The following is a 23092-nucleotide window of genomic DNA, read 5'->3' on the forward strand; positions in this document are numbered from 1 at the left end:
CACACACCGCACGCACCTCCAACGGCACGCACGGAACCGCACGCCCGCCCCGGGCGGCCTCCGCGCGGTGCTCGCTGCCGTTCCGGGCGTGCGGTTCCGTGCGTGCCGTTGGAGGTGCGTGCGGTGTGTGCGGTTTCGTGCGTGCCGTGCCCCGCGCGCGGTCCCGGGGTTCCCGGTGATCCGTGCCGCCGCCGGGCGTCAGCCGCCCCTGACCTCGCGGGACGGCGGTTCGTTGCTGCCCGGGCGGGCACGGACCTCGTCCGAGCACGTGTAGCGGCGGGCGGAGGAGTCGGCCGGACCGGCCAGGACCACCGAGCCGTCACCCTCCGCCGCGGCCGAGTCGGAGAAGGTGCAGACGACCTGCGCGAGGGCGTACGAGGTGAGGTCGCCGGGCGCGGTGTCCAGGCGCAGCGTGTCCTCCGGGTCACCGTCGCGCGGTCCCGCCACGGTGATCCCGTGCCGTACGTCCGTCGTGTACCCGGCCTCCTTCTCGGCGGCCGACGGCGACCGGGCGAGCTGGTCGAGCAGCCCCTGCGCCACCAGCACCCGCCGCCCGGAGTCCGAGGTGCCGTCCGGCACCCGTACCGTGCGGTCCACGGTCACCAGCGACGAGCCGCACAGCAGGAACACCTGCGCCGGCACCCCCGGCCCGGACCGCGTCGACACGTCCGGCTCCGCGAGCGAGCAGCGCACCCGCGACGGCGCGGGCCCGTAGTCCGTGGGCACCTCCGTGGGACGGATACCGCACCCGGCGAGCAGCGCGGTCAGCGCCGCCAGCACCGCGAGCCCGGGAAGTGCCGGCAGGCGGCGTACGGTCATCAGGCCCGTCCCTTCGCGTCCTTGCCCCTGCTTCCGTCACCCGGGGAGCCCTCGCCGTCCGTGCCGCCCCCGCCGCTCCCGGCGTTCCTGCTGCCCCCGCCGTCCCCGCCGTCCCCGGCGTCGTCGTCCGTCGGCGGCGACGGGTCCTGCGGCAGCCGCAGGACGAACACCGCACCCCCTTCGGGCGAGTTCTCGGCGGTGATCCCACCGCCGTGGATGTGGGCGTTCTCCACGGCGATGGACAGTCCGAGGCCGCTGCCCTCGGAGCGCGGCCGGGAGGCGCTCGCCTTGTAGAAGCGGTCGAAGACGTGCGGCAGGACGTCCTCGGGGATGCCGGGGCCGTGATCCCGCACCCGGATGACGATCTCGTCGTCCGCCCGCGCCACCGACACCCTGACCGGTGACCCGCCGTGCTTGAGCGCGTTGCCGATCAGGTTGGCCAGGATGACGTCCAGGCGGCGAGGGTCGAGGCGGGCGTGGATGCCGCGCTCGGCGTCCAGGTCGACGGCGTCCAGCCAGGCGCGGGCGTCGATGCAGGCGGTGATCTGGTCGGCGACGTCCACGTCGTCCAGGACGAGACGGGCGGTGCCCGCGTCAAACCGGGTGACCTCCATCAGGTTCTCCACCAGGTCGTTCAGCCGCCGTGTCTCGCTCACCACCAGCCGCACGGCGGGCTCGACCATCGGGTCGAAGCTCCCGCCCTCGCCGCCCTCGCCCTCGTACTCCAGCTCCTCCTCCAGCACCTCCGTCACCGCGGTGAGCGCCGTCAGCGGCGTACGCAGCTCATGGCTCATGTCCGCGACGAAGCGCCGGGAGGCCTGCTCGCGGCCGGACATGTCCGCGACCCGCTTCTCCAGGTTCTCGGCGGCGCTGTTGAACGTCCGCGACAGATCCGCCAGTTCGTCGGTGCCGGACACGCGCAGCCGGGTGTCCAGCTTCCCCTCGCCCAGGCGCCGCGCCGCGACCCCGAGCCGGTGCACGGGCCTCAGCACGGTCGTCGCCAGGGCCTGCGCGAGCAGCGCGGAGCCGAGCAGGGCGAGCGCGGTGGCGATCCCCAGCGACCAGGCGAGCGAGTTCAGGTCCTTGGCCTCCGGTTCAAGCGACTTGAGCATGTAGCCGGTCGGCCCGCCGCCGATCACCTTCGTGCCGGCCACCAGGTAGGGGGTGTCGTCGTCGGTGATCCGCTGCCAGTACAGGTGGTACGCGTGCTTGTTGGCCGAGGTGACCTTCTGCTCCCGGGTCACCGCGGTCCGCAGCGACCGGGGCACGTCGGACAGCGCGAATCCGCCCAGGCCGCCCGAACTGCCGTACACGGTCTCGCCGTCGGCGTTCTCGGCGACCAGCAGCACCCCGAACCGCTGGCTGCTGTTGGCCATCTGGCCCGCGGTGTGCTGCAGCTCGTCCTGTGTGGGGTCGGCGGGCAGCGCGCCCGCCCGGTTCTGCATCTCCTGCTCGAAGTCGCGCAGCACGGCGTCCTGGGTGCGGGTGAGCACCGCCTCCCGGTTCAGCCAGTACGCGATGCCGGAGGCGGACACGGCGGCGGTGAGCGCGACCAGGCCGAAGACGAGGACGAGCCTGAGGCGCAGGCTGGTGAAGCGCAGCCAGGACCAGACTCCCTTGCGAGCCGCGGTCCAGCCGCGTGTTCCCCCCTGGTGTTCCTGTGTCACTGAGGCGGATCCAGCCGGTAGCCGACACCCCGCACGGTACGGATCAGGGTCGGGGACGACGGCACGTCCTCGACCTTGGCGCGCAGCCGCTGCACGCACGCGTCCACCAGCCGGGAGTCACCGAGGTAGTCGTGCTCCCACACCAGCCGCAGCAACTGCTGCCGGGACAGCGCCTGGCCGGGCCGCCGGCTCAGTTCGAGCAGCAGGCGCAGTTCGGTCGGCGTCAGCTGGAGGTCCTCGCCGTTCTTCGTCACGGTCATCGCCGAACGGTCGATGACCAGGCTGCCGAAGCTCGCCGAGTCGGTGGACTCGCGCTCCCCGCGCCGCAGTACCGCCCGGATCCGGGCGTCGAGCACCCTGCCCTGAACGGGTTTGACCACGTAGTCGTCGGCGCCCGACTCGAGACCGACGACCACGTCGATGTCGTCGTTGCGCGCGGTCAGCAGGATGATCGGCAGCTGGTCGGTGCGCCGGATGCGCCGGCACACCTCGAAACCGTCGATGCCGGGCAGCATCACGTCCAGCACGATCAGGTCCGGCCGCTGCTCGCGCAGCAGCTTCAGACCGTCCTCGCCGCTGGCAGCCGTGGCCACCCGGTGGCCCTGGCGGGTCAGGGAGAGCTCCAGGGCCGTGCGGATGGCGTCGTCGTCCTCGATCAGCAACAGGGAAGGCACGCGCTCATTCTGGCCCATGGAGGGGGTGGTGTTCGACCTGTGGGTGCACAAGCGGGTCGGGCACCCCGCCGGACCCTGTGAAGGAACGGTGGCGCACCCGTGACCGACCCCTGTGACAGCTCTGTGACAGTCGGCGGACACGGCCATGAAGTCGCCCGGGCAAGCTTTTCGTCACAAGCAAGGCCGAACACCGGAAGTCCACGAACGGGGGGCGCGAGATGAACACGCTGAAGGGCACCAGCACCAGCGCAGTGGTCACGCGTCTGCACGACGTGCACGCACACCGGGGTTCCGAGAAGTCCGGTGCCGTGAGCGGGCGGGGGTGCGCTCGCGGCACCGGGCGTCAGCACACCGGGTACATGACGGTGGTCGACGCACACACGGGGGATGCGAAAAACCCCGGGAACACGGGGAACACGGGGAACCGGGGGGAGACGCACGGGGGAACCGCGTACGGGGAGGCCGAGGGGGAGCGCCGCTCGGCGTCGGAGGTGGAGTTCACCGCCTACGTCCAGGAGCGCCGCGCCTCTCTGTACGCAACCGCCTACCACCTGACCGGTGACCGCTTCGAGGCCGAGGACCTGCTGCAGAGCGCACTGTTCTCGACCTACCGGGCGTGGGACCGGATCAGCGACAAGGCGGCCGTCGGCGGATACCTCCGCCGGACCATGACCAACCTGCACATCAGCGCCTGGCGGCGCCGCAAGCTCAACGAGTACCCGACCGAGGAACTGCCGGAGACGCCCGGCGACATGGACGCGATGCGCGGCACCGAGCTGCGTACGGTCCTGTGGCAGGCGCTCGCCCGGCTGCCCGAACTCCAGCGCACCATGCTGGTCCTCCGTTACTACGAGGGCCGTACGGACCCGGAGATCGCGGACGTCCTCGGCATCAGTGTCGGCACGGTGAAGTCCAGCATCTGGCGGTCGCTCCGCCGGCTGCGCGAGGACGAGGTCCTCAGCTTCGGCCGTGACCGGGAGGACGCCTTCGGCGCACTGGTCGCCTGAAGGCAGGGGGCGGGCCCGTGAAAAAAGTTGGAGCCGGGGTGTATCAGGGGACAGGGCCCGGGCTCTTACTCACGGGGAAGCACCACGGGGGAGCACGGGGGAAACACGGGGGACGGGGATCACGGGGGATCCACGGGGGAGTGGAAAGGGAGCGGGACTGGAGGACCGGGGGGGTCCGTCCAGTCCCGCTTCTGCGTGTGCAGGGGGCGTTGCGCGGCCGTGGCGTCACGCGGCCGTGCGGGGCGCCTGCGGGGTACGCGCCGTCGCGCACCGTCCAGCCGCCGCGGCCGCCAGCCGGCCCATCGCCTCGTCCCGGTCGCAGGCGTGGGCGCCCAGGGCCGTCTGCCGGGCGATGACCGACCGCTCCTGCCGCATCAGCCGCCAGCCCCTGCGCAGCAGGAACGGCACGGACTTGCGGCTCTCGCGCAGGTCTCGCAGGAAGCGGCGGCGGAAGGTGGTCAACGGGCCCCGGCTCAGGCACAGTGCGTCGGCCAGTACGCCCAGTTCCCGGCAGCGGTCCACCAGTTCCGCGGCGAAGATGCCCTCCGCGAGGAACAGCGGCGTCCGCCCGATGTCCACCGCGTCCTCGCCGGTACGGGCGCTCAGCGAGATGTCGTAGACGGGAACGCGGGTGCGTCCCGTGCGGCACAGCTCCGCGATGGCGGCGACCGCGGCGTCGGCGTCCCACGACGCCGGGTGGTCCCAGTCGATGTCGGAGCTCTGCGGCACGGTCGGCAGCGTCGGGTCGGACCCCTCCTTGTAGAAGTCGTCGAGCCGCAGCACCGGAAGACCGGAGCGGGCGGCGAGGAGGGACTTGCCGGAGCCGGAGGGGCCGCAGAGCAGCACGACTCGCGTCGGTATGGGCGGATGGGAGCTCACGGGACACCAGTCTGAGGCATCCTCCGGCCGCCGTACGACCCCGCGGGTCGACTTTGCAGCGCGCGTCACACGTCAACTACGCTTCGCGTCTGAACGTTTACCGTCCGTCGTAATCCCCGAGTATCCCGAGTACTCCCAGCACGAGGTGGCTCACCGATGGCCCGACACGCGTCCCCCCGCACCCCGACCGCCCGGCGTGCCCTGGTCCTGCTCGCGACCGCCGGGGCCGCCCTCGGTGCAGGCGCGGCGACGGCCTCCGCGGTGGAGGGCGGCGAGACCATCGCGGGCCTCGCCCACACCCGCCCCACCTCGCTGGGCAACATCGACCCGCAGGCGGGCCTGGCGGCCGTCACCGGCACCGTCGGCTACGTCACCGGCCCGGTCGCCGACCTCAAGCCCAACCCGCTCGCCGGCACCGGCGTCGACCCCCTGGACAACGGCGTCGGCACGAAGGTCGCCGACTTCCAGCCGCTGACCTCCACAGCCCTGACGGGCCCGGTGGCCCAGGCGGAGTCGCTGGGCGCGGTACCGGTGGTGGGTGAGGTGGCGGGGCTGCTGCGCTGACGGGCGGCAGCGGGAACCGAAAGGCCGCGCCTTCCCCGGTCGGTGGGAGGGCGCGGCGCTTTGCTCCGGGTCAGGCGGTCCGGCCGGGGTGCGCCGTCATGATGCGAACGACGTCCTGGTCGATGGCGTAGAGGACCCGGTATCCACCGATGCGCAGTCGACGGAGGCCGGCTGACGCGTACGGGACCGAACCCGTGGGGCGGAGGTCGTCCGCCAACTTGTCGACGGTGTCCAGCAGCAGGGCGAAGCCGCTCGGGTCGTCCTTGCGGAACCGAGCGGCGGCGTCGAGAGCCTGTGGCTCGAAGGCGATCTCGTGGGTCACTTCTGTTCGAGCCCCAGTCGCCTGCGTACCTCGGCCATGGGGATGCCTTCTCCGAGCGTCCCCTCCGCCTTGCGTCGCTGGTAGTCGGCCACCACCAGTGCGTCTTCGAGATCCTCCACCACCCGTGGAGACACCAGGAGGGCGGCGACGTGCCCGTGATCGGTGAGCGCGACGGTCTCGCGGCCGTGCGCGGCGCGGCGCACGAGGTCGCCGAGCTGGGAGCGGGCGGCACTGATGGCGATCTCGGTCATCTACGGAGGATTGCAGAAGAACTGTCCAGTGGTGAGCGAAATGCGCTTGAAGGTCCGGTACACGGCGCTGCCGGTCGGTCCGATGTGCCGTTTGCGTCTGTCGTACTGGTTCCGCGGACGGAACATCTAGTCTGTGGTGATCCACGTTTCGGGCCAGGGGTGCAGGGGGGCGCATGCACGACGAAGACGGACTCGACAAGGCCGGTGGCGACGGGACCCCGGCGCCCGGCTCGGGTGCGGCGCCGGAGTGGACCGAGCCCCCCTCGCACGACGGTCCGCCCGTTCCGCACGCCGTGATCGAGGGCCGCTACGAGCTGCTGGAACCCGTCGGCAGCGGTGGGATGGGCGAGGTCTGGAAGGCGTACGACAGGCGGCTGCGCCGGTACGTCGCGGTGAAGGGGCTCCTCGACCGGGTGGCCATGACGCCGGACACCCAGCAGGCGGCGATGCAGCGGGCGCGCCGTGAGGCGGAGGCGCTCGCCAAGATCGAGCACCAGAACGTGGTGACGGTCCACGACCAGATCGAGACCGCCGACCAGGTCTGGATCGTGATGAAGCTGCTGGAAGGGCAGTCGCTGGCCGACCTGTTGAGCCGCGACGGGGTCCTCGGCGTGCCCAGGGCCGCGAACATCGGCCTTCAGATGGCCCAGGGCCTGAGGGCCGTCCACGAGGCGTCGGTCCTGCACCGCGACGTGAAGCCGGGCAACGTACTGGTGCGGGACGGCGGCCAGGTGGTGCTGGTGGACTTCGGCATCGCCACCTTCGAGGGCGCGGACCGGGTGACCCGGCACGGCGGCGTCATCGGCACTCCTCCCTACCTGGCGCCCGAACTCTTCGCCCCCGCCTCTCCCGGCCCCACGCCCGCCTCCGACCTGTGGGCGCTGGGAGTCACCCTGTACGAGATGGTCGAGGGACGTATGCCGTTCGGCGGCGCGGAGGCCTGGGAGGTGCAGGCCAGCATCCAGCAGTCGCCCGAACCCGTCCTCCGGTACGCCGGTCCCCTCGGCCCCGTCGTCCGGGCGCTGCTGGTCACGGACCCGGACCGCCGCCCGGACGCGGCGTCGGCCGAGGTGATGCTCCGGGAGGTCATCGAGGAGCCGGGTGCGCCGACCCCTGCCCGGGCCGCCACTCCCGCGCACTCGCCCACGGCCCGTCCCACGCCGCCCGCCTCGCCGCCCGACTCGCGGCCCGCGTCGGTGGTGCCCGCGTCGGCGCCCGCCGCCCCCTCGTCCGATGCCGCCGTTCCCGGGGCGCCGCCGGCGGCGACGGGCGGAGGCCGTGGCGGGTTCCGGAGCCGGAAGGGCTGGAAGGTGGCGGCGGCCGCGGTGTGCGCCGCCCTGCTCGCCGGAGGAGGCTGGTTCGTCGCGTCGCAGGGCGACTCGGGGGGCAGGCAGGACGACGCGGCGGGGGAGCAGGGAGCCGCCGGGGGTGACACGGAGAAGGCGTGGGAGCAGTGGAGGAGTGCGACGAAGAGACTGACCATCGGCGCCAAAGAAGATCAGCCGGGACTGAGCTTCCACAACAAGGACACCGACGTGTGGAGCGGATTCGACGTCGACATCGCCTACGCCCTCGCCGAAAAGCTGGGCTACGGCAGGGACGACGTCGACTTCTACGCGGTGACCACGGGAAATCGGGCGAGCAGGCTGAAGAACGGCGAAGTGGATCTGGTCGTCGCCTCGTACAGCATGACGACCGAACGTGAGAAGCAGGACGGCATCAATTTCGTCGGCCCGTACTACAAGGCGGGCAGCAGCCTCCTCGTCCGCAAGAACTCCGCGAAGTACGACCTCGACGAGGCCGTCGACGTGAAGCGGAACCATGTCGAGGTGTGTACGGCACGGGATTCCACGTACGCGCAGAAGCTGAAGTCGGAGGGGTACGCCACCGGGAAGTGGCAGCCCGATTCCTACCGGGAGTGCGTGGACAGGCTGCTGGACGAGAAGTCGAGCGTCTACGCGGTCGCCTCGGACGACGTGCTTCTCGCCGGGTACGCCAAGAACGATCCGGCGCATCTGAAGCTGCTGCCCAGCGGGGCGGGCACGGAGCCCTACGGGGTGGCGGTGCGGAAGGACAACCCGCTCCTGAAGAGCAAGGTGTGCTCGGGGCTTCAGGAGATCCTGGCCGGGGAGGAGTGGCCGGAGATGTACATGAAGGACCTGGCGCCGCTCACGGGACGGAAGACGGCGCCGAGCAGACCGGAGCTGAGGCCGTGTTCGGGTTGATCGCGCAGAGGGCCGCGGCTCCTCCGGACGGAGAGGAGCCGCGGCCTGTCGGCGGGGCGGGTGTCGGCGTCGGCGGGGCGGGCGTCTGCCGGGTGCCGTGCCGGGTGAGGGTGTCGAGTGACGGGTGACGGGTGACGGGTGGCGAGTGACGGGGAGTCGGTCAGTACGACGAGCCGGACGCGCCCAGGGCGCCCGTCGGGTGCCAGACCGTCTTCGTCTCCAGGAAGGCCGTCATGCGGTCCGTGCCCGGTGTCGCCGACCAGTCGGTGCCGTCCACAGGGTGTGGGCGCAGGACGCGCTTCAGGTTGTCGGCCGCCGCGATCTCCAGTTCCTTCGCGAGCGTCTCGTCGGCGCCCGTCAGGTCGATCGCGTTGACGTCCTGGTGGGCGGCGAGCGGGGCGGCGATCTCGGCCGTACGGCCCGAGAGGATGTTGACCACGCCGCCGGGGAGGTCGGACGTGGCCAGCACCTCGCCGAGGGAGAGGGCGGGGAGGGGGGACTTCTCCGACGCGATGACGACCGCCGTGTTGCCCGTCGCGATCACCGGGGCGATCACCGAGACCAGGCCCAGGAAGGACGACTTCTGCGGGGCCAGGACCGCCACGACGCCCGTCGGTTCCGGGGTGGAGAGGTTGAAGAACGGGCCCGCGACCGGGTTTCCGCCGCCGACCACCTGGGCGATCTTGTCGGTCCAGCCCGCGTACCAGACCCAGCGGTCGATCGCGGCGTCCACCTGGGCCGCCGCCTTCGGCTTCGACAGGCCCTCCGCGTCGGCGACCTCCGCCACGTACTGGTCGCGGCGGCCCTCCAGCATCTCGGCGATCCGGTAGAGGATCTGCCCGCGGTTGTACGCCGTCGCGCCGGACCAGCCGCCGAACGCCTTGCGCGCGGCGACCACCGCGTCACGGGCGTCCTTGCGGGAGGAGAGGGGGGCGTTGGCCAGCCACTTGCCCTTTGCGTCGGTCACCTCGTACACCCGGCCGCTCTCGGAACGCGGGAACTTCCCGCCGACGTACAGCTTGTAGGTCTTGAACACCGACAGTCGTGCGTCAGACATCGAGGTACGCCTCCAGGCCGTGGCGGCCGCCCTCGCGGCCGAAGCCCGACTCCTTGTAGCCGCCGAACGGCGAGGTCGGGTCGAACTTGTTGAACGTGTTGGACCAGATCACACCCGCGCGGAGCTTGTTCGCGACCGCCAGGATGCGCGAGCCCTTCTCCGTCCAGATGCCCGCCGACAGGCCGTACGGCGTGTTGTTGGCCTTGGCGACCGCCTCGTCCGGTGTGCGGAAGGTGAGGACGGACAGCACCGGGCCGAAGATCTCGTCGCGGGCGACGGTGTGCGCCTGGGTGACGTTCGTGAAGAGCGTCGGGGCGAACCAGTAGCCGGAGGAGGGGAGTTCGCAGGACGGGGACCAGCGGTCCGCGCCCTCCGCCTCGCCCTGGTCCGCCAGGGCGGTGATACGGGCCAGTTGCTCGGCCGAGTTGATCGCGCCGATGTCCGTGTTCTTGTCGAGCGGGTCGCCCAGGCGGAGGGTGGTGAGCCTGCGCTTGAGGGAGTCCAGGAGTTCGTCGTGGATCGATTCCTGGACCAGGAGGCGGCTGCCCGCGCAGCAGACCTGGCCCTGGTTGAAGAAGATGCCGTTGACGATGCCCTCTACGGCCTGGTCGATCGGGGCGTCGTCGAAGACGATGTTGGCGCCCTTGCCGCCCAGTTCGAGCGTGAGCTTCTTGCGGGTGCCCGCGACCGTGCGCGCGATCTGCTTGCCGACCGCCGTGGAGCCGGTGAAGGCGACCTTGTTCACGTCGGGGTGGGCGGTCAGCGCGGCGCCCGCGCGGCCGTCGCCGGTGACGATGTTGACGACACCCCCGGGGAGGCCGGCCTGGCGGCAGATGTCCGCGAAGAAGAGGGCGGAGAGGGGGGTGGTCTCGGCGGGCTTCAGGACCACCGTGTTGCCCGTCGCGAGGGCCGGGGCGATCTTCCATGCCAGCATCAGGAGCGGGAAGTTCCAGGGGATGACCTGGCCCGCCACGCCGAGGGGCCGCGGGCTCGCGCCGAAGCCCGCGTGGTCGAGCTTGTCGGCCCAGCCCGCGTAGTAGAAGAAGTGCGCCGCCACCAGCGGGAGGTCCGCGTCGCGGGTCTCCCTGATCGGCTTGCCGTTGTCCAGGGTCTCGAGAACGGCGAGCTCGCGGCTGCGTTCCTGGATGATGCGGGCGATGCGGAAGAGGTACTTGGCGCGCTCCGTGCCGGGCAGTGCCGACCACTTCTCGAAGGCCTTGCGGGCCGCCCTCACCGCGCGGTCGACGTCCGCCTCGCCGGCCTCGGCGACCTCGGAGAGGACCTCCTCGGTGGCGGGCGCCACGGTCTTGAAGACCTTGCCGTCGGCGGCGTCGGTGAACTCGCCGTCGATGAACAGGCCGTAGGACGGGGCGATGTCGACGACCGAGCGGGACTCGGGTGCCGGGGCATACTCGAAAACAGAGGCCATGGTGATCAGTCCACCGTCACGTAGTCGGGGCCGGAGTAACGGCCGGTGGCCAGCTTCTGGCGCTGCATCAGCAGGTCGTTGAGGAGCGAGGAGGCGCCGAAGCGGAACCAGTGGTTGTCCAGCCAGTCCTCGCCCGCGGTCTCGTTGACCAGGACGAGGAACTTGACCGCGTCCTTCGCGGTGCGGATGCCGCCGGCCGGCTTCACGCCGACCTGCACGCCGGTCTGCGCACGGAAGTCGCGGACCGCCTCCAGCATGAGGAGCGTGTTCGCGGGCGTGGCGTTGACCGCGACCTTGCCGGTGGACGTCTTGATGAAGTCCGCGCCCGCCAGCATGCCGAGCCAGCTCGCGCGGCGGATGTTGTCGTACGTCGACAGCTCGCCGGTCTCGAAGATGACCTTCAGGCGGGCCGAGGTGCCGCAGACCTCGCGTACGGCGGTGATCTCGTCGTACACCTTGAGGTAGTGCCCCGCGAGGAACGCGCCGCGGTCGATGACCATGTCGACCTCGTCCGCGCCCGCCGCCACGGCCTCCTGCACGTCGGCCAGCTTGACGGCGCGCGAGGCGCGGCCCGCCGGGAACGCCGTGGCGACCGAGGCGACCTGCACTGCGGAGCCCGCCACCGCGGCCTTCGCCGTGGGCACCATGTCGGGGTAGACGCAGACCGCCGCCGCCGCGGGGGCCGTGCGGTCGGTCGGGTCGGGGCGGACCGCCTTCGCGCCGAGCGCCCGGACCTTGCCCGGGGTGTCCGCGCCCTCCAGCGTCGTCAGGTCGACCATCGAGATGGCGAGGTCGAGGGCGTACGCCTTCGCGGTGGTCTTGATCGAGCGGGTGCCGAGGGAGGCGGCCCGCGCCTCCAGGCCGACCGTGTCCACGCCCGGCAGTCCGTGGAGGAAGCGGCGCAGCGTGCTGTCGGACGCGGTGACGTCGGCGAGTGCGTGAAGTCCGTGGAGTCCGTGAGCGGGGCCGGTCTCGGGGTCCCGGGCGGAGTCCTGTGCGGGATCCTGTGCGGCGGGTGCAGTGGTGGGCATGGTCACCAGGCGAGCATATCTACGCGCGTAGCGGCTGTCCACAGTGCGGGGTCCGTTCCGTACGGCGCTCCACCGGTGCGTGCTGGAGGAGCGGCACCGCCTGTGAGCGGCGGGCGGGTGGTCGGGCACAATCGGCAGCATGACGACCCCGGAGTCCCAGTCCTCTTCGCCGCAGCCGTCGGAACCCGTGTCCAAGGACCGGGTCTACCGCTCGCCCGCGGGCATCGCCGGTGGCGTGCTGGTGCTCGCCCTCGCGCTGTGGCTCGGCATCGACGCCGTGGTCGCCGGCGACGGGCGCACGCCGTGGGCTGCCGCCGCGGCGCTGCTGTTCCTGGTGCCGCTCGTCGCCGCCTACACTGTGCGGCCCGCCGTCTACGCCAACGAGGACCGGATGCGGGTGCGCAATCCGTTCCGCGTGATCGTGCTCCCCTGGGGGCAGGTCGAGTCTTTTCGGTCCGCCTACTCCAACGAGGTCTTCACCGAGGGCGGCGACAAGTACCAGCTGTGGTCCATTCCCGTCTCGTTGCGGGGGCGCAAGAAGGCTGCGCGGCGGGAGGACCGGCGGCTCGCCGGGGGCGCGAGTGCCGGTGTCGGTGGCGGTGCCGCCGGGGGGTTGGACGACGGGCCGGTGCGGGCGGAGACCGACAAGGTCATGGACGAGCTGCGGGACCTGCTGGAGGCGCGGAAGGCCGCCGAGGCCTCGCAGGGTGAGGTGACGGTGCGGTGGGCGTACGAGGTCGTCGTGCCGGTGGTGGTGGGGGCCGTGGCGCTGGCGGTGCTGGTGGCGACGGGGTGAGGGAGCGGGTTTCGGGGTGCGGGAACGGGGAGCGGGGTGAGGGAGCGGGTTTCGGGGGCGTCCTGAGGTGGACGCCCCCGGGAGTGCTGGGAGTCAGATGCCTGCCGCGGTCGACAGGTCGCGTTTGAGTGCCGTCAGCAGGTCTGTCGCCTTCGTACGGGCCCTGGGCAGATCGGTGTGCGCGGTGACCGGGACCACCACTTCCAGGTAGCACTTGAGCTTTGGTTCCGTGCCGCTGGGGCGGACGACGACACGCGCGCCGTCGAGGGTGTAGCGCAGGCCGTCCGTGGGCGGGAGCGTGTCCGTGCCCCGGGAGAGGTCCTCCGCGTTCGTGACGGGCAGGCCCGCGAGGCGGGCGGGGGGCTGCTCGCGCAGGCGGTGCATCGCGGCCGCGATCAGGGAGAGGTCCTCGACGCGGACCGAGAGCTGGTCGGTGGCGTGCAGGCCGTGTTCGACGGCGAGGTCGTCGAGGAGGTCGAGGAGGGTGCGGCCGGCTTCCTTCAGGGCCGAGGCCAGCTCCGTGATCAGGAGGGCCGCGGTGATGCCGTCCTTGTCGCGGACGCCCTCCGGGTCGACGCAGTAGCCGAGGGCCTCCTCGTAGCCGTAGCGGATGTTCTCCACGCGGGCGATCCACTTGAAGCCGGTGAGGGTCTCGACGTGCGGGAGGTCCGCCTTCGCCGCGATGCGGCCGAGGAGGGAGGACGAGACGATCGACTCCGCGAACGTGCCGTGTGCTCCGCGGGTGACCAGGTGGGCGGCGAGGAGGGCGCCCACCTCGTCGCCGCGGAGCATGCGCCAGTCGGTGCCGTCCGGGACGGCGACGGCCAGGCGGTCCGCGTCCGGGTCGTTGGCGATGATCAGGTCGGGGGTGGTTTCCCTGGCTTTCGCGAAGGCGAGGTCCATCGCGCCGGGCTCTTCCGGGTTGGGGAAGGCGACGGTCGGGAAGTCCGGGTCGGGGTCGGCCTGCTCGGTGACGAGGTCGGGGGGCGGGAAGTCGGCCCGTGCGAAGGCGGCGAGGAGGGTGTCCCTGCCGACGCCGTGCATCGCGGTGTAGACGGTGCGGGCGGTGCGCGGGGAGTCGGGGGAGAGGACGGCGTCCGTGCGGGTGAGGTAGGCGTCGAGGACGTCGTCCGTCAGGGTCTGCCAGCCGGTTTCCGGGCGGGGTACGTCGTGCAGGGAGCGTACGGCTTCGATCTCCGCGGCGATCTCGGCGTCGGCGGGGGGCACGATCTGGGAGCCGTCGCCGAGGTACACCTTGTAGCCGTTGTCGCGGGGCGGGTTGTGGCTGGCGGTGACCTCTACTCCGGCCACGGCGCCGAGGTGCCGGATCGCGAAGGCGAGGACGGGGGTGGGGAGGGGGCGGGGGAGTACGGCCGCCCTGAGGCCGGCGCCGGTCATGACGGCGGCGGTGTCGCGGGCGAAGTCGGCGGACTTGTGGCGGGCGTCGTGGCCGACGACCACGAGGCCGTCGGTGTGGCCCTGCTTCTTGAGGTACGCGGCGAGGCCGGCGGCGGCGCGGACGACGACCGCGCGGTTCATGCGCATCGGGCCGGCGCCGAGTTCGCCGCGGAGGCCGGCGGTGCCGAACTGGAGGGTGCCGGAGAAGCGTGCGGTGAGTTCGGCGCGGTCCTCGGCGTCGAGGAGTGCGGCGAGTTCGGCGCGGGTGTCCGGGTCGGGGTCCTCGGTCAGCCATGCCTTGGCGCGTGCGAGGAGGGTGTCGTCGTCTCGGGCGTCTTGCACGTCGGTCAGCCTCTCGTGCGGGTGCGGGTGCGGGTGCGGGTGCGGGTGCGGTGGGTGGTTTGCGGGGATGCCTGCGGCGCCTGTGCGGGTTCGGTGGGGGTGCGCGTAGCGCGTTCGGTTGTGTTGTGGGTCGGGCCGCGCCGGGGGGTGTCCGTCCTCGGAACGGCGCGGAATCGGTCGGCCGCAGAGGTGTGGGGTGTTGACGCGCCAACCGCTGCGGGCGAACACCCCCCGACACGTCCCTTCCCGCCGTACGCGTCCGCGCCTTCCCGCCCACGGCCCGTGGAACCTTCCCGCCGTACGCGGCTGACCCGCGCCCCGCCGTGCCGCCCCAGCTGCGGGCAGTCGTGCCGCTGGGGCGGCACGGGTGGGCGGTGGGGGCACCTCCCGCTCGAGCGAAGCCGAGAGTGGGGGAGGCGCCCCGTCAGCGCCGGGCTGCGCGACCCACCCCCGCCCAGTACCCACGCCGGGTGCCAAGGTGGCGCCGGGCTCGTGACGCGACCCCGGGCCGCCGCCGCGGCAGGGTTACAACCGGCCCAGCACCCGTGTCAGCAGTGCCCCCATCCGGGTCGCGGAGTCGCGGCCCGCCTGGAGGACCTCCTCGTGGTTCAGGGGCTCGCCCGTCATGCCGGCGGCGAGGTTCGTCACCAGGGAGATGCCCAGGACCTCCGCGCCGGCCTCCCGGGCCGCGATCGCCTCCAGGACCGTCGACATGCCCACCAGGTCCGCGCCGATCACGCGGGCCATGCGAATCTCGGCCGGAGTCTCGTAGTGCGGGCCGGGGAACTGGGCGTAGACGCCCTCCTCCAGCGTGGGGTCGACCTCCTTGCACAGGGCGCGCAGGCGCGGGGAGTAGAGGTCGGTGAGGTCGACGAAGTTGGCGCCGACGATGGGGGAGGTGGCGGTGAGGTTGATGTGGTCGCTGATCAGGACGGGCTGGCCGGGGCGCATGCCCTCGCGCAGGCCGCCGCAGCCGTTGGTCAGGATGACCGTCTTGGCGCCGGCGGCGACGGCGGTGCGGACGCCGTGGGAGACGGCCGCCACGCCGTGGCCCTCGTAGTAGTGGGTGCGGCCCAGGAAGACCAGTGCGCGCTTGTCGCCGATCGAGTACGAGCGGACCTTGCCGCCGTGCCCCTCCACCGCGGGCTTGGGGAAGCCCGGCAGGTCGGTGACCTGGAGATCGGCCTCGGGAGCGCCAAGGGCGTCCACGGCCGGTGCCCAGCCGGAGCCCATCACGAGGGCGACGTCGTGGGTCTCGGCGCCGGTGAGTTCCCGCAGGCGTGCCGCGGCGGCGTCGGCGGCGGCGTATGGGTCGCCCTGGATGTCGTCCGGAAGAAGAGATGCGTTCACGCCGAAGAGGGTATCCGGTTTACGCCTACGCGCGTAGATCCCAGAGGTCACGGGATGGTGATGGTTGGGCGGCCGGGGCTCAGCAGGGGCGCTTGCGGAGTTCCATGACGTAGTCGTGCGGAGCGCCCGCCGACTCGGCGGCGTCCGCGATCCCGCCCAGGTAGCGGGCGGAGGGCAGGCCGCCCTCGTAGGCGTTCAGGACGTAGGTCCAGGCCCGCTCCTCGCCGTCGAGGGTGTGGACGCGGACGCGGGTGCGGCGGTAGACGTCCAGGCCCACGCCCTCCCAGCGGTCGAGGGAGTCCTCGTCCATCGGGGCGATGTCGTAGAGGGACACGAAGACCTGGGAGATCGGGTCCTCCACGAGGGTCGCCAGCGCGCCCTCCCAGCCCATGTGCTCGCCCCCGAAGGTCAGCCGCCACCCGTTCAGCCACCCCGTGGCGCGCAACGGCGAGTGCGGGGCGCGGCGGGTCATCAGCCGCGCGTCGAGGTTGCCGGCGTACGCGGCGTAGAGCGACATGGGGGAAGAGTACGACAGGGGTGCCGGCATCGCTGTGGTAACGGTGGCGGCCCCGGGCGGCCTCTTTTTGAGGCGTGCGGGACAATGGAGTACGTGACTCGGATCGTGATCATTGGTGGCGGACCCGGCGGATACGAAGCGGCCCTGGTGGCCGCTCAGCTCGGCGCGGAGGTGACCGTCGTCGACTGCGACGGTCTGGGCGGGGCGTCGGTGCTGACCGACTGCGTGCCGTCCAAGACCCTCATCGCCACGGCCGAGGTGATGACCACCTTCGACTCCTCGTACGAGGAGCTGGGGATCATCGTCGCCGACGACACCCCTCCCATGGAGCAGGCCGCCCGGGTGGTCGGAGTCGATCTCGGGAAGGTCAACCGGCGGGTGAAGCGGCTCGCGCTGGCGCAGTCGCACGACATCACCGCCTCCGTGACGCGGGCCGGCGCGCGGGTCGTGCGCGGGCGCGGGCGGCTGGAGGGCATGCAGGGCCTCGACGGGTCCCGCAAGGTCGTGGTGCGGGCCGCCGACGGGAGTGAGGAGACGCTGACCGCCGACGCGGTGCTCATCGCCACCGGTGGGCATCCGCGGGAGCTGGCGGACGCACGGCCCGACGGTGAGCGGATCCTGAACTGGACCCAGGTGTACGACCTGGAGGAACTGCCCGAAGAGCTGATCGTGGTCGGGTCCGGTGTGACCGGTGCCGAGTTCGCCGGTGCCTATCAGGCGCTCGGGTCGCGGGTCACGCTCGTGTCCTCGCGGGACCGGGTGCTGCCGGGCGAGGACCCGGACGCGGCGGCCGTGCTGGAGGACGTGTTCCGGCGGCGCGGCATGAACGTCATGTCGCGCTCCCGGGCCCAGTCCGTCAAGCGGGTGGGGGACCGGGTGGAGGTGACGCTCGCCGACGGGCGCGTCATCACCGGGTCGCACTGTCTGATGGCCGTCGGCGCCGTTCCCAACACGGAGGGCATGGGGCTCGAGGAGGCCGGGGTGCGGCTCAAGGACTCCGGGCACATCAGGACCGACCGGGTCTCGCGGACCTCGGCTCCCGGCGTGTACGCCGCCGGTGACGTGACGGGCGTCTTCGCGCTGGCCTCGGTGGCGGCGATGCAGGGGCGGATCGCCATGTACCACTTCCTCGGCGACGCCGTGACCCCGCTGAACCTGAAGACCGTCTCCGCCAACGTCTTCACCGACCCCGAGATCGCCACCGTCGGCTACTCGCAGGCCGACGTGGACGCCGGCAAGATCGACGCCCGGGTGGTGAAGCTGCCGCTGCTGCGCAACCCGCGCGCCAAGATGCAGGGCATCCGGGACGGCTTCGTCAAGATCTTCTGCCGGCCCGGCACCGAGATCGTGGTGGGGGGCGTCGTGGTGGCGCCGCGCGCCTCGGAGCTCATTCACCCGATCTCGCTCGCCGTCGACAACAACCTGACGGTCGAGCAGATCGCCAACGCCTTCACCGTCTACCCCTCGCTCTCGGGGTCGATCGCGGAGGTGGCCCGGCAGCTGCACACGCGGAAGGCCGGCGGGGAGGGGTAGTCCCACGGCCGGGTGCGGCCGGAAATGACTCCTCGCTGGTCACGGGGAGTGGCGGGGCATGCGGGAGGCATAGGCGGGGGAACTGGACCCGTATACCACTTCCACTGCTGGCCTGCGAACAACTTCTGTTATTCGGCGCATACTGCTGAAAGCAGACGGTCGTTGGGGTTACTGTCAGTTTCGTGTTCGCTGCAGAACGTCGCCAATTGATCCTCGAAATGGTGCGAGCGAACGGGGCCGTGTCGCTCCGTGAGCTCGCCCGCGTCGTCCAGACCTCCGAAGTGACCGTACGGCGGGACGTGCGCGCACTGGAGGCAGAAGGACTCCTCGACCGCCGGCACGGCGGTGCGGTACTGCCGGGCGGGTTCACGCGAGAGTCCGGCTTCCCGCAGAAGTCCCATCTCGCGACCGCCGAGAAGACGGCCATCGCCGACCTCGCCGCGAGCCTCGTCGAAGAGGGCGAGGCCATCGTGGTCGGGGCGGGCACCACCACGCAGGAGCTGGCGCGCCGGCTCGCGCGGGTGCCCGGGCTGACCGTCGTCACCAACTCGCTGCTGGTGGCCCAGGCCCTGGCCCACGCCAACCGGGTCGAGGTCGTGATGACCGGTGGCACCCTCAGGGGGTCCAACTACGCCCTGGTCGGGTCGGGCGCCGAGCAGTCCCTGCAGGGGCTGCGGGTCTCCAAGGCCTTCCTGTCCGGGAGCGGGCTGACGGCCGAGCGTGGGCTGTCCACCTCCAACATGCTCTCGGCGTCCGTCGACCGCGCCCTGGTGCAGGCCGCCGCCGAAGTGGTCGTCCTCGCCGACCACTCCAAGCTGGGCACGGACACCATGTTCCAGACCGTGCCCACCGACGTCATCACCCGCCTGGTCACCGACGAGGCTCCGGCCCACGACGACCGCGCCGCCACCGAGCTCCAGGCCCTGGCCGACCAGGGGGTGGAGGTCGCCGTGGCCGGGGCGTCGGGGGGTGCGACGAACGCACAGGGCGGACCAGGGGGGCCGGGCGGACCAGGGGTCTCGGGTGCTTCGGGAGGAGAGGGCGGTCCGGCGCGTCAACAGCGCCGGGACGTGCCGCTTCCGGGGCCGCGCCGTCAGGTTCCGGGCGCCGCTGCGGGGCTGAGGTCCGCGGCCTCCCTGGGTGAGCAGCCGGGCGGTACGGAGCGGGCGCGCGTCGCCGACATGCGCCGTCGTTAGACAGCCGCTGGAAGCCGCTGGACATCGGGCTCGTTCTTTCAGCGGGTCCACGGCCGTCATACGGTCCTCGTCGCGTCCCCCCGTACCACGACGGGGGCGCCCGGCGGGACCGTCGGTGCGGTCCTGCCGGGCGCCCCCGGTGGGCTGTGCGGTGCGCTCAGTCCTTGATCTCGCAGATCGCGGCGCCCGAGGTGATGGACGCTCCGATCTCGGCGCCGAGGCCCTTGACGGTGCCGGACTTGTGGGCGTTGATCGGCTGCTCCATCTTCATGGCCTCCAGGACCACGATCAGGTCGCCCTCCTGGACCTCCTGGCCCTCCTCGACGGCGAGCTTGACGATCGTGCCCTGCATCGGGGAGGCGAGGGTGTCGCCGGAGACCGCGGGGCCGGACTTCTTCGCCGCCCGGCGCTTGGGCTTGGCGCCGGCCGCCAGGCCGGTGCGGGCCAGGGACATGCCGAGGGACGAGGGCAGGGAGACTTCCAGCCGCTTGCCGCCGACCTCGACGACGACCGTCTCGCGGCTGCCGTCGTCGTCGGTCTCGCCGTCCGCCGGGGCGGTGAAGGGCTTGATCTCGTTGACGAACTCCGTCTCGATCCAGCGGGTGTGGACCGTGAACGGGTCGGTGGAACCGGTGAGTTCGGGGGCGAAGGCGGGGTCGCGGACGACCGCGCGGTGGAAGGGGATGGCCGTGGCCATGCCCTCGACCTGGAACTCCTCCAGGGCGCGGGCGGCACGCTCCAGCGCCTCCTTGCGGGTGCGGCCGGTGACGATCAGCTTGGCCAGCAGCGAGTCCCACGCCGGGCCGATGACGCTGCCGGACTCGACGCCCGCGTCGAGGCGGACACCGGGGCCGGCGGGCGGGGCGAAGGTGGTGACGGTGCCGGGGGCGGGCAGGAAGTTGCGGCCGGGGTCCTCGCCGTTGATGCGGAACTCGAAGGAGTGACCGCGCAGCGCCGGGTCGTCGTAGTCCAGCTCTCCGCCGTCGGCGATGCGGAACATCTCCCGGACCAGGTCGATGCCGGCGACCTCCTCGGTCACCGGGTGCTCGACCTGCAGGCGGGTGTTGACCTCCAGGAAGGAGATCGTGCCGTCCATGCCGACCAGGAACTCCACGGTGCCGGCGCCGACGTAGCCGGCCTCCTTCAGGATCGCCTTGGAGGACGAGTACAGCTCCTCCAGCTGGGCGTCCGAGAGGAACGGCGCCGGGGCCTCCTCGACCAGCTTCTGGTGGCGGCGCTGCAGGGAGCAGTCACGGGTGGAGACGACCACCACGTTGCCGTGCTGGTCGGCCAGGCACTGGGTCTCCACGTGCCGGGGCTTGTCGAGGTAGCGCTCGACGAAGCACTCCCCGCGGCCGAACGCGGCCACCGCCTCGCGGACCGCGGAGTCGTACAGCTCGGGGACCTCTTCGAGGGTGCGGGCGACCTTGAGGCCGCGGCCGCCGCCACCGAACGCGGCCTTGATCGCGATGGGCAGGCCGTGCTGCTCGGCGAAGGCCACGACCTCGTCCGCACCGGAGACCGGGTCGGGGGTGCCGGCGACCAGGGGTGCGCCGGCGCGCTGGGCGATGTGGCGGGCGGCGACCTTGTCGCCGAGGTCGCGGATGGCGTGCGGGGGCGGGCCGATCCAGATCAGGTCCGCGTCCAGGACCGCCTGTGCGAACTCCGCGTTCTCGGAGAGGAACCCGTAGCCCGGGTGGACGGCGTCAGCGCCCGACTCGCGCGCGGCCTTCAGGACCTTCCCGATGTCCAGATAACTCGTCGCCGGGGTGTCACCACCCAGGGCGAACGCTTCATCGGCGGCGCGGACGTGCAGGGCGTCCCGGTCCGGGTCCGCGTAGACGGCCACGCTCGCGATCCCGGCGTCCCGGCAGGCCCGGGCCACGCGGACAGCGATTTCGCCACGGTTGGCGATGAGCACCTTGCGCACGATTGAGGCTCCCTCCTTGAAACAAGCCGAGTTTAGGGACTGCCGACACGGCCCTACGACCCGTCCCCAATGGTGAGCTTGCCCACACGGAGAGTGAATCGAGGCTCGCTCAACCCGCGAAAACCCTTGTCGTGCCGCGGTACGCAGGACTCCTGGAAGAAACCCTAGCTCCCCGATGTGGGCAAGGTCTCTGTGAAAGGGTGCTGCGGGCCACTCCGTTTCTTTGTGGAGTCCCTACGAATGGCCCAATGAATCTTTGCCCGCCGCAGACCCCTTGTCGCGCGGTTTACCCGTTAGTAACGTTCCTCTGGCTGAAGAAAACGCATGGCCCGGAGGGCCTCCTTGAGGGATGGTCGTGCGACGGTCGGGCGTACCTGGGGTAACAGCTGTCCCGCGCGGCAGCGGTCGGAAGTGGGTGGGTACCTGTGTCCGTACGCAGGCCGGTGGCGTGGGCCGTGGCCGTCGTGCTCTTCCTGGAGGCGGTCGGCGTCGCGGCGCTGAACTGGTTCCTGGGGATCGTCGTCGACCGTCAGGACATGTCCCTGGCCGGGCTCGACCCGCACATGATGTCCGTGTCCTCGAAGATCGGCGGCATCGTCTTCGGGCTCTACTTCGCGCTGTGTGCCCTGGTCGCCCTGCTCGTCGCGCTCCGCGACCGCGCGCCCGCGGGGCTCGGCCGGATCCTGCTGATCAGCGCCGCGGTGGTGCACGGGCTGCTCGGCGCCTTCTCCTGGGGGCTGGTGGGGCCCGGCGCCTTCATCTTCATGATCGTCGTACTGGGCCTGATCGTGCTGCTGCTGATGACGTACGACGCCCAGGACGAGCCCGCCGCCGGACAGCGCACGCCCGAGGACGGCAAGGGCGGCGGCTCCCCGGTCAGCCCTCCGCCGGCGCCCACAGCTCCGTGATGCCGGTCCCCAGCTCGGCGAGCAGCCGCCGCAGCAGGGGCAGGCTGAGGCCGACCACGTTTCCGTGGTCGCCGTCGATGCCGTCGACGAACGGGGCCGAACGGCCGTCCAGCGTGAACGCCCCGGCGACGTACAGCGGTTCGCCCGAGGCCACGTAGGCCGCGATCTCCTCGTCGGTGGGCTCGCCGAAGCGGACGACGGTGGAGGCGGTCGCCGAGACGTGGCGGCCGGACGCGGTGTCCCAGACGCAGTGGCCGGTCTGCAGCGTGCCCGCCCGGCCGCGCATCGCCTTCCAGCGGGCGGTGGCCTCCTCGGCATCCGCCGGCTTGCCCAGCGCCCGGCCGTCCAGGTCGAGCACCGAGTCGCAGCCGATCACCAGCGCGCCGTGCACCTCCGGCTTCGCGGCCACGACGGACGCCTTGGCCTCCGCCAGGGCGAGCGCCAGCTCGGCGGGGGTGGGCGCGGTGACGGCCTCCTCGTCGACGCCGCTCACGAGCACCTCGGGTGCGAGTCCGGCCTGGCGGAGCAGGCCGAGCCGGGCCGGTGACTGGGAGGCGAGGACGAGTCGGCGGCGGGGCTGCTGAGCGGTCATGCGATCAGGATATCGGCGGTGCCGGGCCCACCGGTTCCTCAGTGCAGGCCGATCACGATCATCGCGAACACCATGGCCAGCGCCAGGAAGAGACTGAGCCGCCGCAGCATGTCCTGCATGTCGCGCAGTTCCTTGGGCGGCTGGTTCTCGGGGTCCGACCACAGCATGTCACCAGCGTGCGGGTGGGCGGTGGAGCGGCGCTTGAGTACGGGTACTCATTCGGGACGCGGGGTTCGTTCCACGTGCGCCCGCGCGACGGAGCCCGCGCATCGCACAGTCGTACATCGGCAGCGTCGTACGTCGCCACAGTCGTACGTCGGCGCCGCGCCGCGCCCCTGATCCCCGAGCGCCTCACCCGGGCCAGTAGGTGCGGCCCCAGGCCGTCGGGCCCGGGTGGGGGAGGCGGCGGGACGCCAGGCGGGACGGGTCGGACCAGGCGTCCGGGGCGGGTGGGGCGGTGGCCGGTTCGGCGTCCGTCGTCGTGGCGCGGGCCTTGACCACGGTCAGGGCGGCAGCCAGTTCCTCCGGGGTGGGGTTGCCCCGGACGACCTTGATCGTCACAGCGGCTCCTTCCGGTGGGGATCACGGGATCAGGGGATCAGGGG

At 71.9% G+C, this 23092-nt stretch carries 23 protein-coding genes; 7 read left to right on the forward strand and 16 right to left on the reverse strand.

Annotated features, from left to right (window positions below):
- Positions 1-198: 198 nt before the first annotated feature.
- Genes HZS56_RS32045 through afsQ1 form a run of 3 tightly spaced genes read right to left on the reverse strand, consistent with a single transcriptional unit; the run spans position 199 to position 3160 of the window.
- Positions 199-819 (reverse strand): hypothetical protein, encoded by a 621-nt coding sequence (locus HZS56_RS32045; protein ID WP_216724322.1) that lies wholly within the window; start codon positions 817-819, stop codon positions 199-201.
- Positions 819-2486, reverse strand: a complete 1668-nt coding sequence (locus HZS56_RS32050) for an ATP-binding protein (protein WP_216724323.1) — start codon at positions 2484-2486, stop codon at positions 819-821. Before HZS56_RS32050 ends, HZS56_RS32045 begins: the two co-directional genes overlap by 1 nt.
- Positions 2483-3160 (reverse strand): two-component system response regulator AfsQ1, encoded by a 678-nt coding sequence (gene afsQ1, locus HZS56_RS32055; RefSeq protein WP_003974066.1) that lies wholly within the window; start codon positions 3158-3160, stop codon positions 2483-2485. Before afsQ1 ends, HZS56_RS32050 begins: the two co-directional genes overlap by 4 nt.
- 218 nt (positions 3161-3378) lie before the next feature.
- Between afsQ1 and HZS56_RS32060 the strand changes: the two genes are divergently transcribed.
- Positions 3379-4167 carry a SigE family RNA polymerase sigma factor gene (locus HZS56_RS32060; protein ID WP_216724324.1) on the forward strand — a complete coding sequence of 263 codons (789 nt, stop codon included), beginning with the start codon at positions 3379-3381 and terminating at the stop codon, positions 4165-4167.
- Between the two features lie 225 nt (positions 4168-4392).
- On the opposite strand, the gene HZS56_RS32065 is transcribed toward HZS56_RS32060, so the two are convergent.
- Positions 4393-5013 (reverse strand): nucleoside/nucleotide kinase family protein, encoded by a 621-nt coding sequence (locus HZS56_RS32065; protein WP_216724342.1) that lies wholly within the window; start codon positions 5011-5013, stop codon positions 4393-4395.
- 189 nt (positions 5014-5202) lie between these two features.
- On the opposite strand from HZS56_RS32065, the gene HZS56_RS32070 reads away from it, so the two are divergent.
- Positions 5203-5610, forward strand: coding sequence for a hypothetical protein (locus HZS56_RS32070; RefSeq protein WP_216724325.1), 408 nt, complete (start codon positions 5203-5205; stop codon positions 5608-5610).
- Between the two features lie 70 nt (positions 5611-5680).
- Here HZS56_RS32070 and HZS56_RS32075 read toward each other — a convergent pair whose 3' ends face one another.
- Positions 5681-5932 (reverse strand): type II toxin-antitoxin system RelE family toxin, encoded by a 252-nt coding sequence (locus HZS56_RS32075; protein WP_216724326.1) that lies wholly within the window; start codon positions 5930-5932, stop codon positions 5681-5683.
- Complete coding sequence (locus HZS56_RS32080) at positions 5929-6183, reverse strand: type II toxin-antitoxin system Phd/YefM family antitoxin (RefSeq protein WP_216724327.1); 255 nt, start codon at positions 6181-6183, stop codon at positions 5929-5931. The genes HZS56_RS32075 and HZS56_RS32080 overlap by 4 nt, the downstream gene beginning before the upstream one ends.
- Positions 6184-6356: 173 nt before the next feature.
- Here HZS56_RS32080 and HZS56_RS32085 point away from each other — a divergent pair, with 173 nt between their 5' ends.
- Entirely contained in the window at positions 6357-8408 is a 2052-nt protein-coding gene (locus tag HZS56_RS32085) for a bifunctional serine/threonine-protein kinase/glutamate ABC transporter substrate-binding protein (protein ID WP_216724328.1), read from the forward strand.
- Positions 8409-8568: 160 nt separating this feature from the next.
- Here HZS56_RS32085 and HZS56_RS32090 read toward each other — a convergent pair whose 3' ends face one another.
- From HZS56_RS32090 to deoC, 3 genes are read right to left on the reverse strand one after another with little or no spacing between them, the layout of a single operon-like run.
- Positions 8569-9465 (reverse strand): aldehyde dehydrogenase family protein, encoded by an 897-nt coding sequence (locus HZS56_RS32090; protein ID WP_216724329.1) that lies wholly within the window; start codon positions 9463-9465, stop codon positions 8569-8571.
- Positions 9458-10894 (reverse strand): aldehyde dehydrogenase family protein, encoded by a 1437-nt coding sequence (locus HZS56_RS32095; protein WP_216724330.1) that lies wholly within the window; start codon positions 10892-10894, stop codon positions 9458-9460. The genes HZS56_RS32090 and HZS56_RS32095 overlap by 8 nt, the downstream gene beginning before the upstream one ends.
- 5 nt (positions 10895-10899) lie before the next feature.
- On the reverse strand, positions 10900-11925 hold the full coding sequence (gene deoC, locus HZS56_RS32100) for a deoxyribose-phosphate aldolase (protein WP_216724331.1): 1026 nt from the start codon (positions 11923-11925) through the stop codon (positions 10900-10902).
- A 139-nt stretch (positions 11926-12064) separates the two neighbouring features.
- Here deoC and HZS56_RS32105 point away from each other — a divergent pair, with 139 nt between their 5' ends.
- Complete coding sequence (locus tag HZS56_RS32105) at positions 12065-12721, forward strand: PH domain-containing protein (RefSeq protein ID WP_216724332.1); 657 nt, start codon at positions 12065-12067, stop codon at positions 12719-12721.
- Positions 12722-12814: 93 nt separating this feature from the next.
- Here HZS56_RS32105 and HZS56_RS32110 read toward each other — a convergent pair whose 3' ends face one another.
- From HZS56_RS32110 to HZS56_RS32120, 3 genes are all read right to left on the reverse strand, one after another.
- The gene (locus HZS56_RS32110) at positions 12815-14461 is read right to left on the reverse strand and encodes a phospho-sugar mutase (protein WP_216724333.1); all 1647 of its coding nucleotides are present in this window, start codon (positions 14459-14461) and stop codon (positions 12815-12817) included.
- 525 nt (positions 14462-14986) lie between these two features.
- On the reverse strand, positions 14987-15811 hold the full coding sequence (locus tag HZS56_RS32115; RefSeq protein WP_216724334.1) for a purine-nucleoside phosphorylase: 825 nt from the start codon (positions 15809-15811) through the stop codon (positions 14987-14989).
- Between the two features lie 79 nt (positions 15812-15890).
- Entirely contained in the window at positions 15891-16328 is a 438-nt protein-coding gene (locus tag HZS56_RS32120) for a gamma-glutamylcyclotransferase family protein (RefSeq protein ID WP_216724335.1), read from the reverse strand.
- A gap of 84 nt (positions 16329-16412) precedes the next feature.
- Between HZS56_RS32120 and HZS56_RS32125 the strand changes: the two genes are divergently transcribed.
- Together HZS56_RS32125 and HZS56_RS32130 are read left to right on the forward strand one after the other, a co-directional pair.
- Positions 16413-17861 carry an NAD(P)H-quinone dehydrogenase gene (locus HZS56_RS32125; protein ID WP_216724336.1) on the forward strand — a complete coding sequence of 483 codons (1449 nt, stop codon included), beginning with the start codon at positions 16413-16415 and terminating at the stop codon, positions 17859-17861.
- 182 nt (positions 17862-18043) lie between these two features.
- Complete coding sequence (locus HZS56_RS32130; RefSeq protein WP_216724337.1) at positions 18044-19057, forward strand: DeoR/GlpR family DNA-binding transcription regulator; 1014 nt, start codon at positions 18044-18046, stop codon at positions 19055-19057.
- A 157-nt stretch (positions 19058-19214) separates the two neighbouring features.
- Here the strand turns inward: HZS56_RS32130 and HZS56_RS32135 are convergent, their stop codons facing one another.
- Entirely contained in the window at positions 19215-20987 is a 1773-nt protein-coding gene (locus tag HZS56_RS32135) for an acetyl/propionyl/methylcrotonyl-CoA carboxylase subunit alpha (protein ID WP_216724338.1), read from the reverse strand.
- 425 nt (positions 20988-21412) lie between these two features.
- Here HZS56_RS32135 and HZS56_RS32140 point away from each other — a divergent pair, with 425 nt between their 5' ends.
- Positions 21413-21895 (forward strand): hypothetical protein, encoded by a 483-nt coding sequence (locus HZS56_RS32140; protein ID WP_216724339.1) that lies wholly within the window; start codon positions 21413-21415, stop codon positions 21893-21895.
- On the opposite strand, the gene HZS56_RS32145 is transcribed toward HZS56_RS32140, so the two are convergent.
- The 3 genes from HZS56_RS32145 to HZS56_RS32150 form a co-directional block, all read right to left on the reverse strand.
- Positions 21864-22487 carry a nucleoside triphosphate pyrophosphatase gene (locus tag HZS56_RS32145; RefSeq protein ID WP_216724340.1) on the reverse strand — a complete coding sequence of 208 codons (624 nt, stop codon included), beginning with the start codon at positions 22485-22487 and terminating at the stop codon, positions 21864-21866. The genes HZS56_RS32140 and HZS56_RS32145 overlap by 32 nt on opposite strands.
- Before the next feature lie 38 nt (positions 22488-22525).
- The gene (mmpB, locus tag HZS56_RS38840) at positions 22526-22654 is read right to left on the reverse strand and encodes a morphogenic membrane protein MmpB (RefSeq protein ID WP_301543109.1); all 129 of its coding nucleotides are present in this window, start codon (positions 22652-22654) and stop codon (positions 22526-22528) included.
- Between the two features lie 184 nt (positions 22655-22838).
- Positions 22839-23048: an acyl-CoA carboxylase subunit epsilon gene (locus tag HZS56_RS32150; protein WP_216724341.1), complete on the reverse strand. Its 210-nt coding sequence runs from the start codon at positions 23046-23048 to the stop codon at positions 22839-22841.
- Positions 23049-23092: the final 44 nt, after the last annotated feature.

The organism is Streptomyces mayonensis (genome assembly GCF_018982965.1).
Classification (GTDB): domain Bacteria; phylum Actinomycetota; class Actinomycetes; order Streptomycetales; family Streptomycetaceae; genus Streptomyces; species Streptomyces mayonensis.

Excerpts from the sequence above, each read along its gene's own strand:
- HZS56_RS32045 (WP_216724322.1), bottom strand. The coding sequence starts at position 819 with ATGACCGTACGCCGCCTGCCGGCACTTCCCGGGCTCGCGGTGCTGGCG.
- HZS56_RS32125 (WP_216724336.1), top strand. The coding sequence starts at position 16,413 with ATGGAGTACGTGACTCGGATCGTGATCATTGGTGGCGGACCCGGCGGA.
- HZS56_RS32145 (WP_216724340.1), bottom strand. The coding sequence starts at position 22,487 with ATGACCGCTCAGCAGCCCCGCCGCCGACTCGTCCTCGCCTCCCAGTCA.
- HZS56_RS32060 (WP_216724324.1), top strand. The coding sequence starts at position 3,379 with ATGAACACGCTGAAGGGCACCAGCACCAGCGCAGTGGTCACGCGTCTG.
- HZS56_RS32080 (WP_216724327.1), bottom strand. The coding sequence starts at position 6,183 with ATGACCGAGATCGCCATCAGTGCCGCCCGCTCCCAGCTCGGCGACCTC.
- mmpB (WP_301543109.1), bottom strand. The coding sequence starts at position 22,654 with ATGCTGTGGTCGGACCCCGAGAACCAGCCGCCCAAGGAACTGCGCGAC.
- HZS56_RS32085 (WP_216724328.1), top strand. The coding sequence starts at position 6,357 with ATGCACGACGAAGACGGACTCGACAAGGCCGGTGGCGACGGGACCCCG.
- deoC (WP_216724331.1), bottom strand. The coding sequence starts at position 11,925 with ATGCCCACCACTGCACCCGCCGCACAGGATCCCGCACAGGACTCCGCC.
- HZS56_RS32070 (WP_216724325.1), top strand. The coding sequence starts at position 5,203 with ATGGCCCGACACGCGTCCCCCCGCACCCCGACCGCCCGGCGTGCCCTG.
- HZS56_RS32095 (WP_216724330.1), bottom strand. The coding sequence starts at position 10,894 with ATGGCCTCTGTTTTCGAGTATGCCCCGGCACCCGAGTCCCGCTCGGTC.
- HZS56_RS32105 (WP_216724332.1), top strand. The coding sequence starts at position 12,065 with ATGACGACCCCGGAGTCCCAGTCCTCTTCGCCGCAGCCGTCGGAACCC.
- HZS56_RS32120 (WP_216724335.1), bottom strand. The coding sequence starts at position 16,328 with ATGTCGCTCTACGCCGCGTACGCCGGCAACCTCGACGCGCGGCTGATG.
- HZS56_RS32090 (WP_216724329.1), bottom strand. The coding sequence starts at position 9,465 with ATGTCTGACGCACGACTGTCGGTGTTCAAGACCTACAAGCTGTACGTC.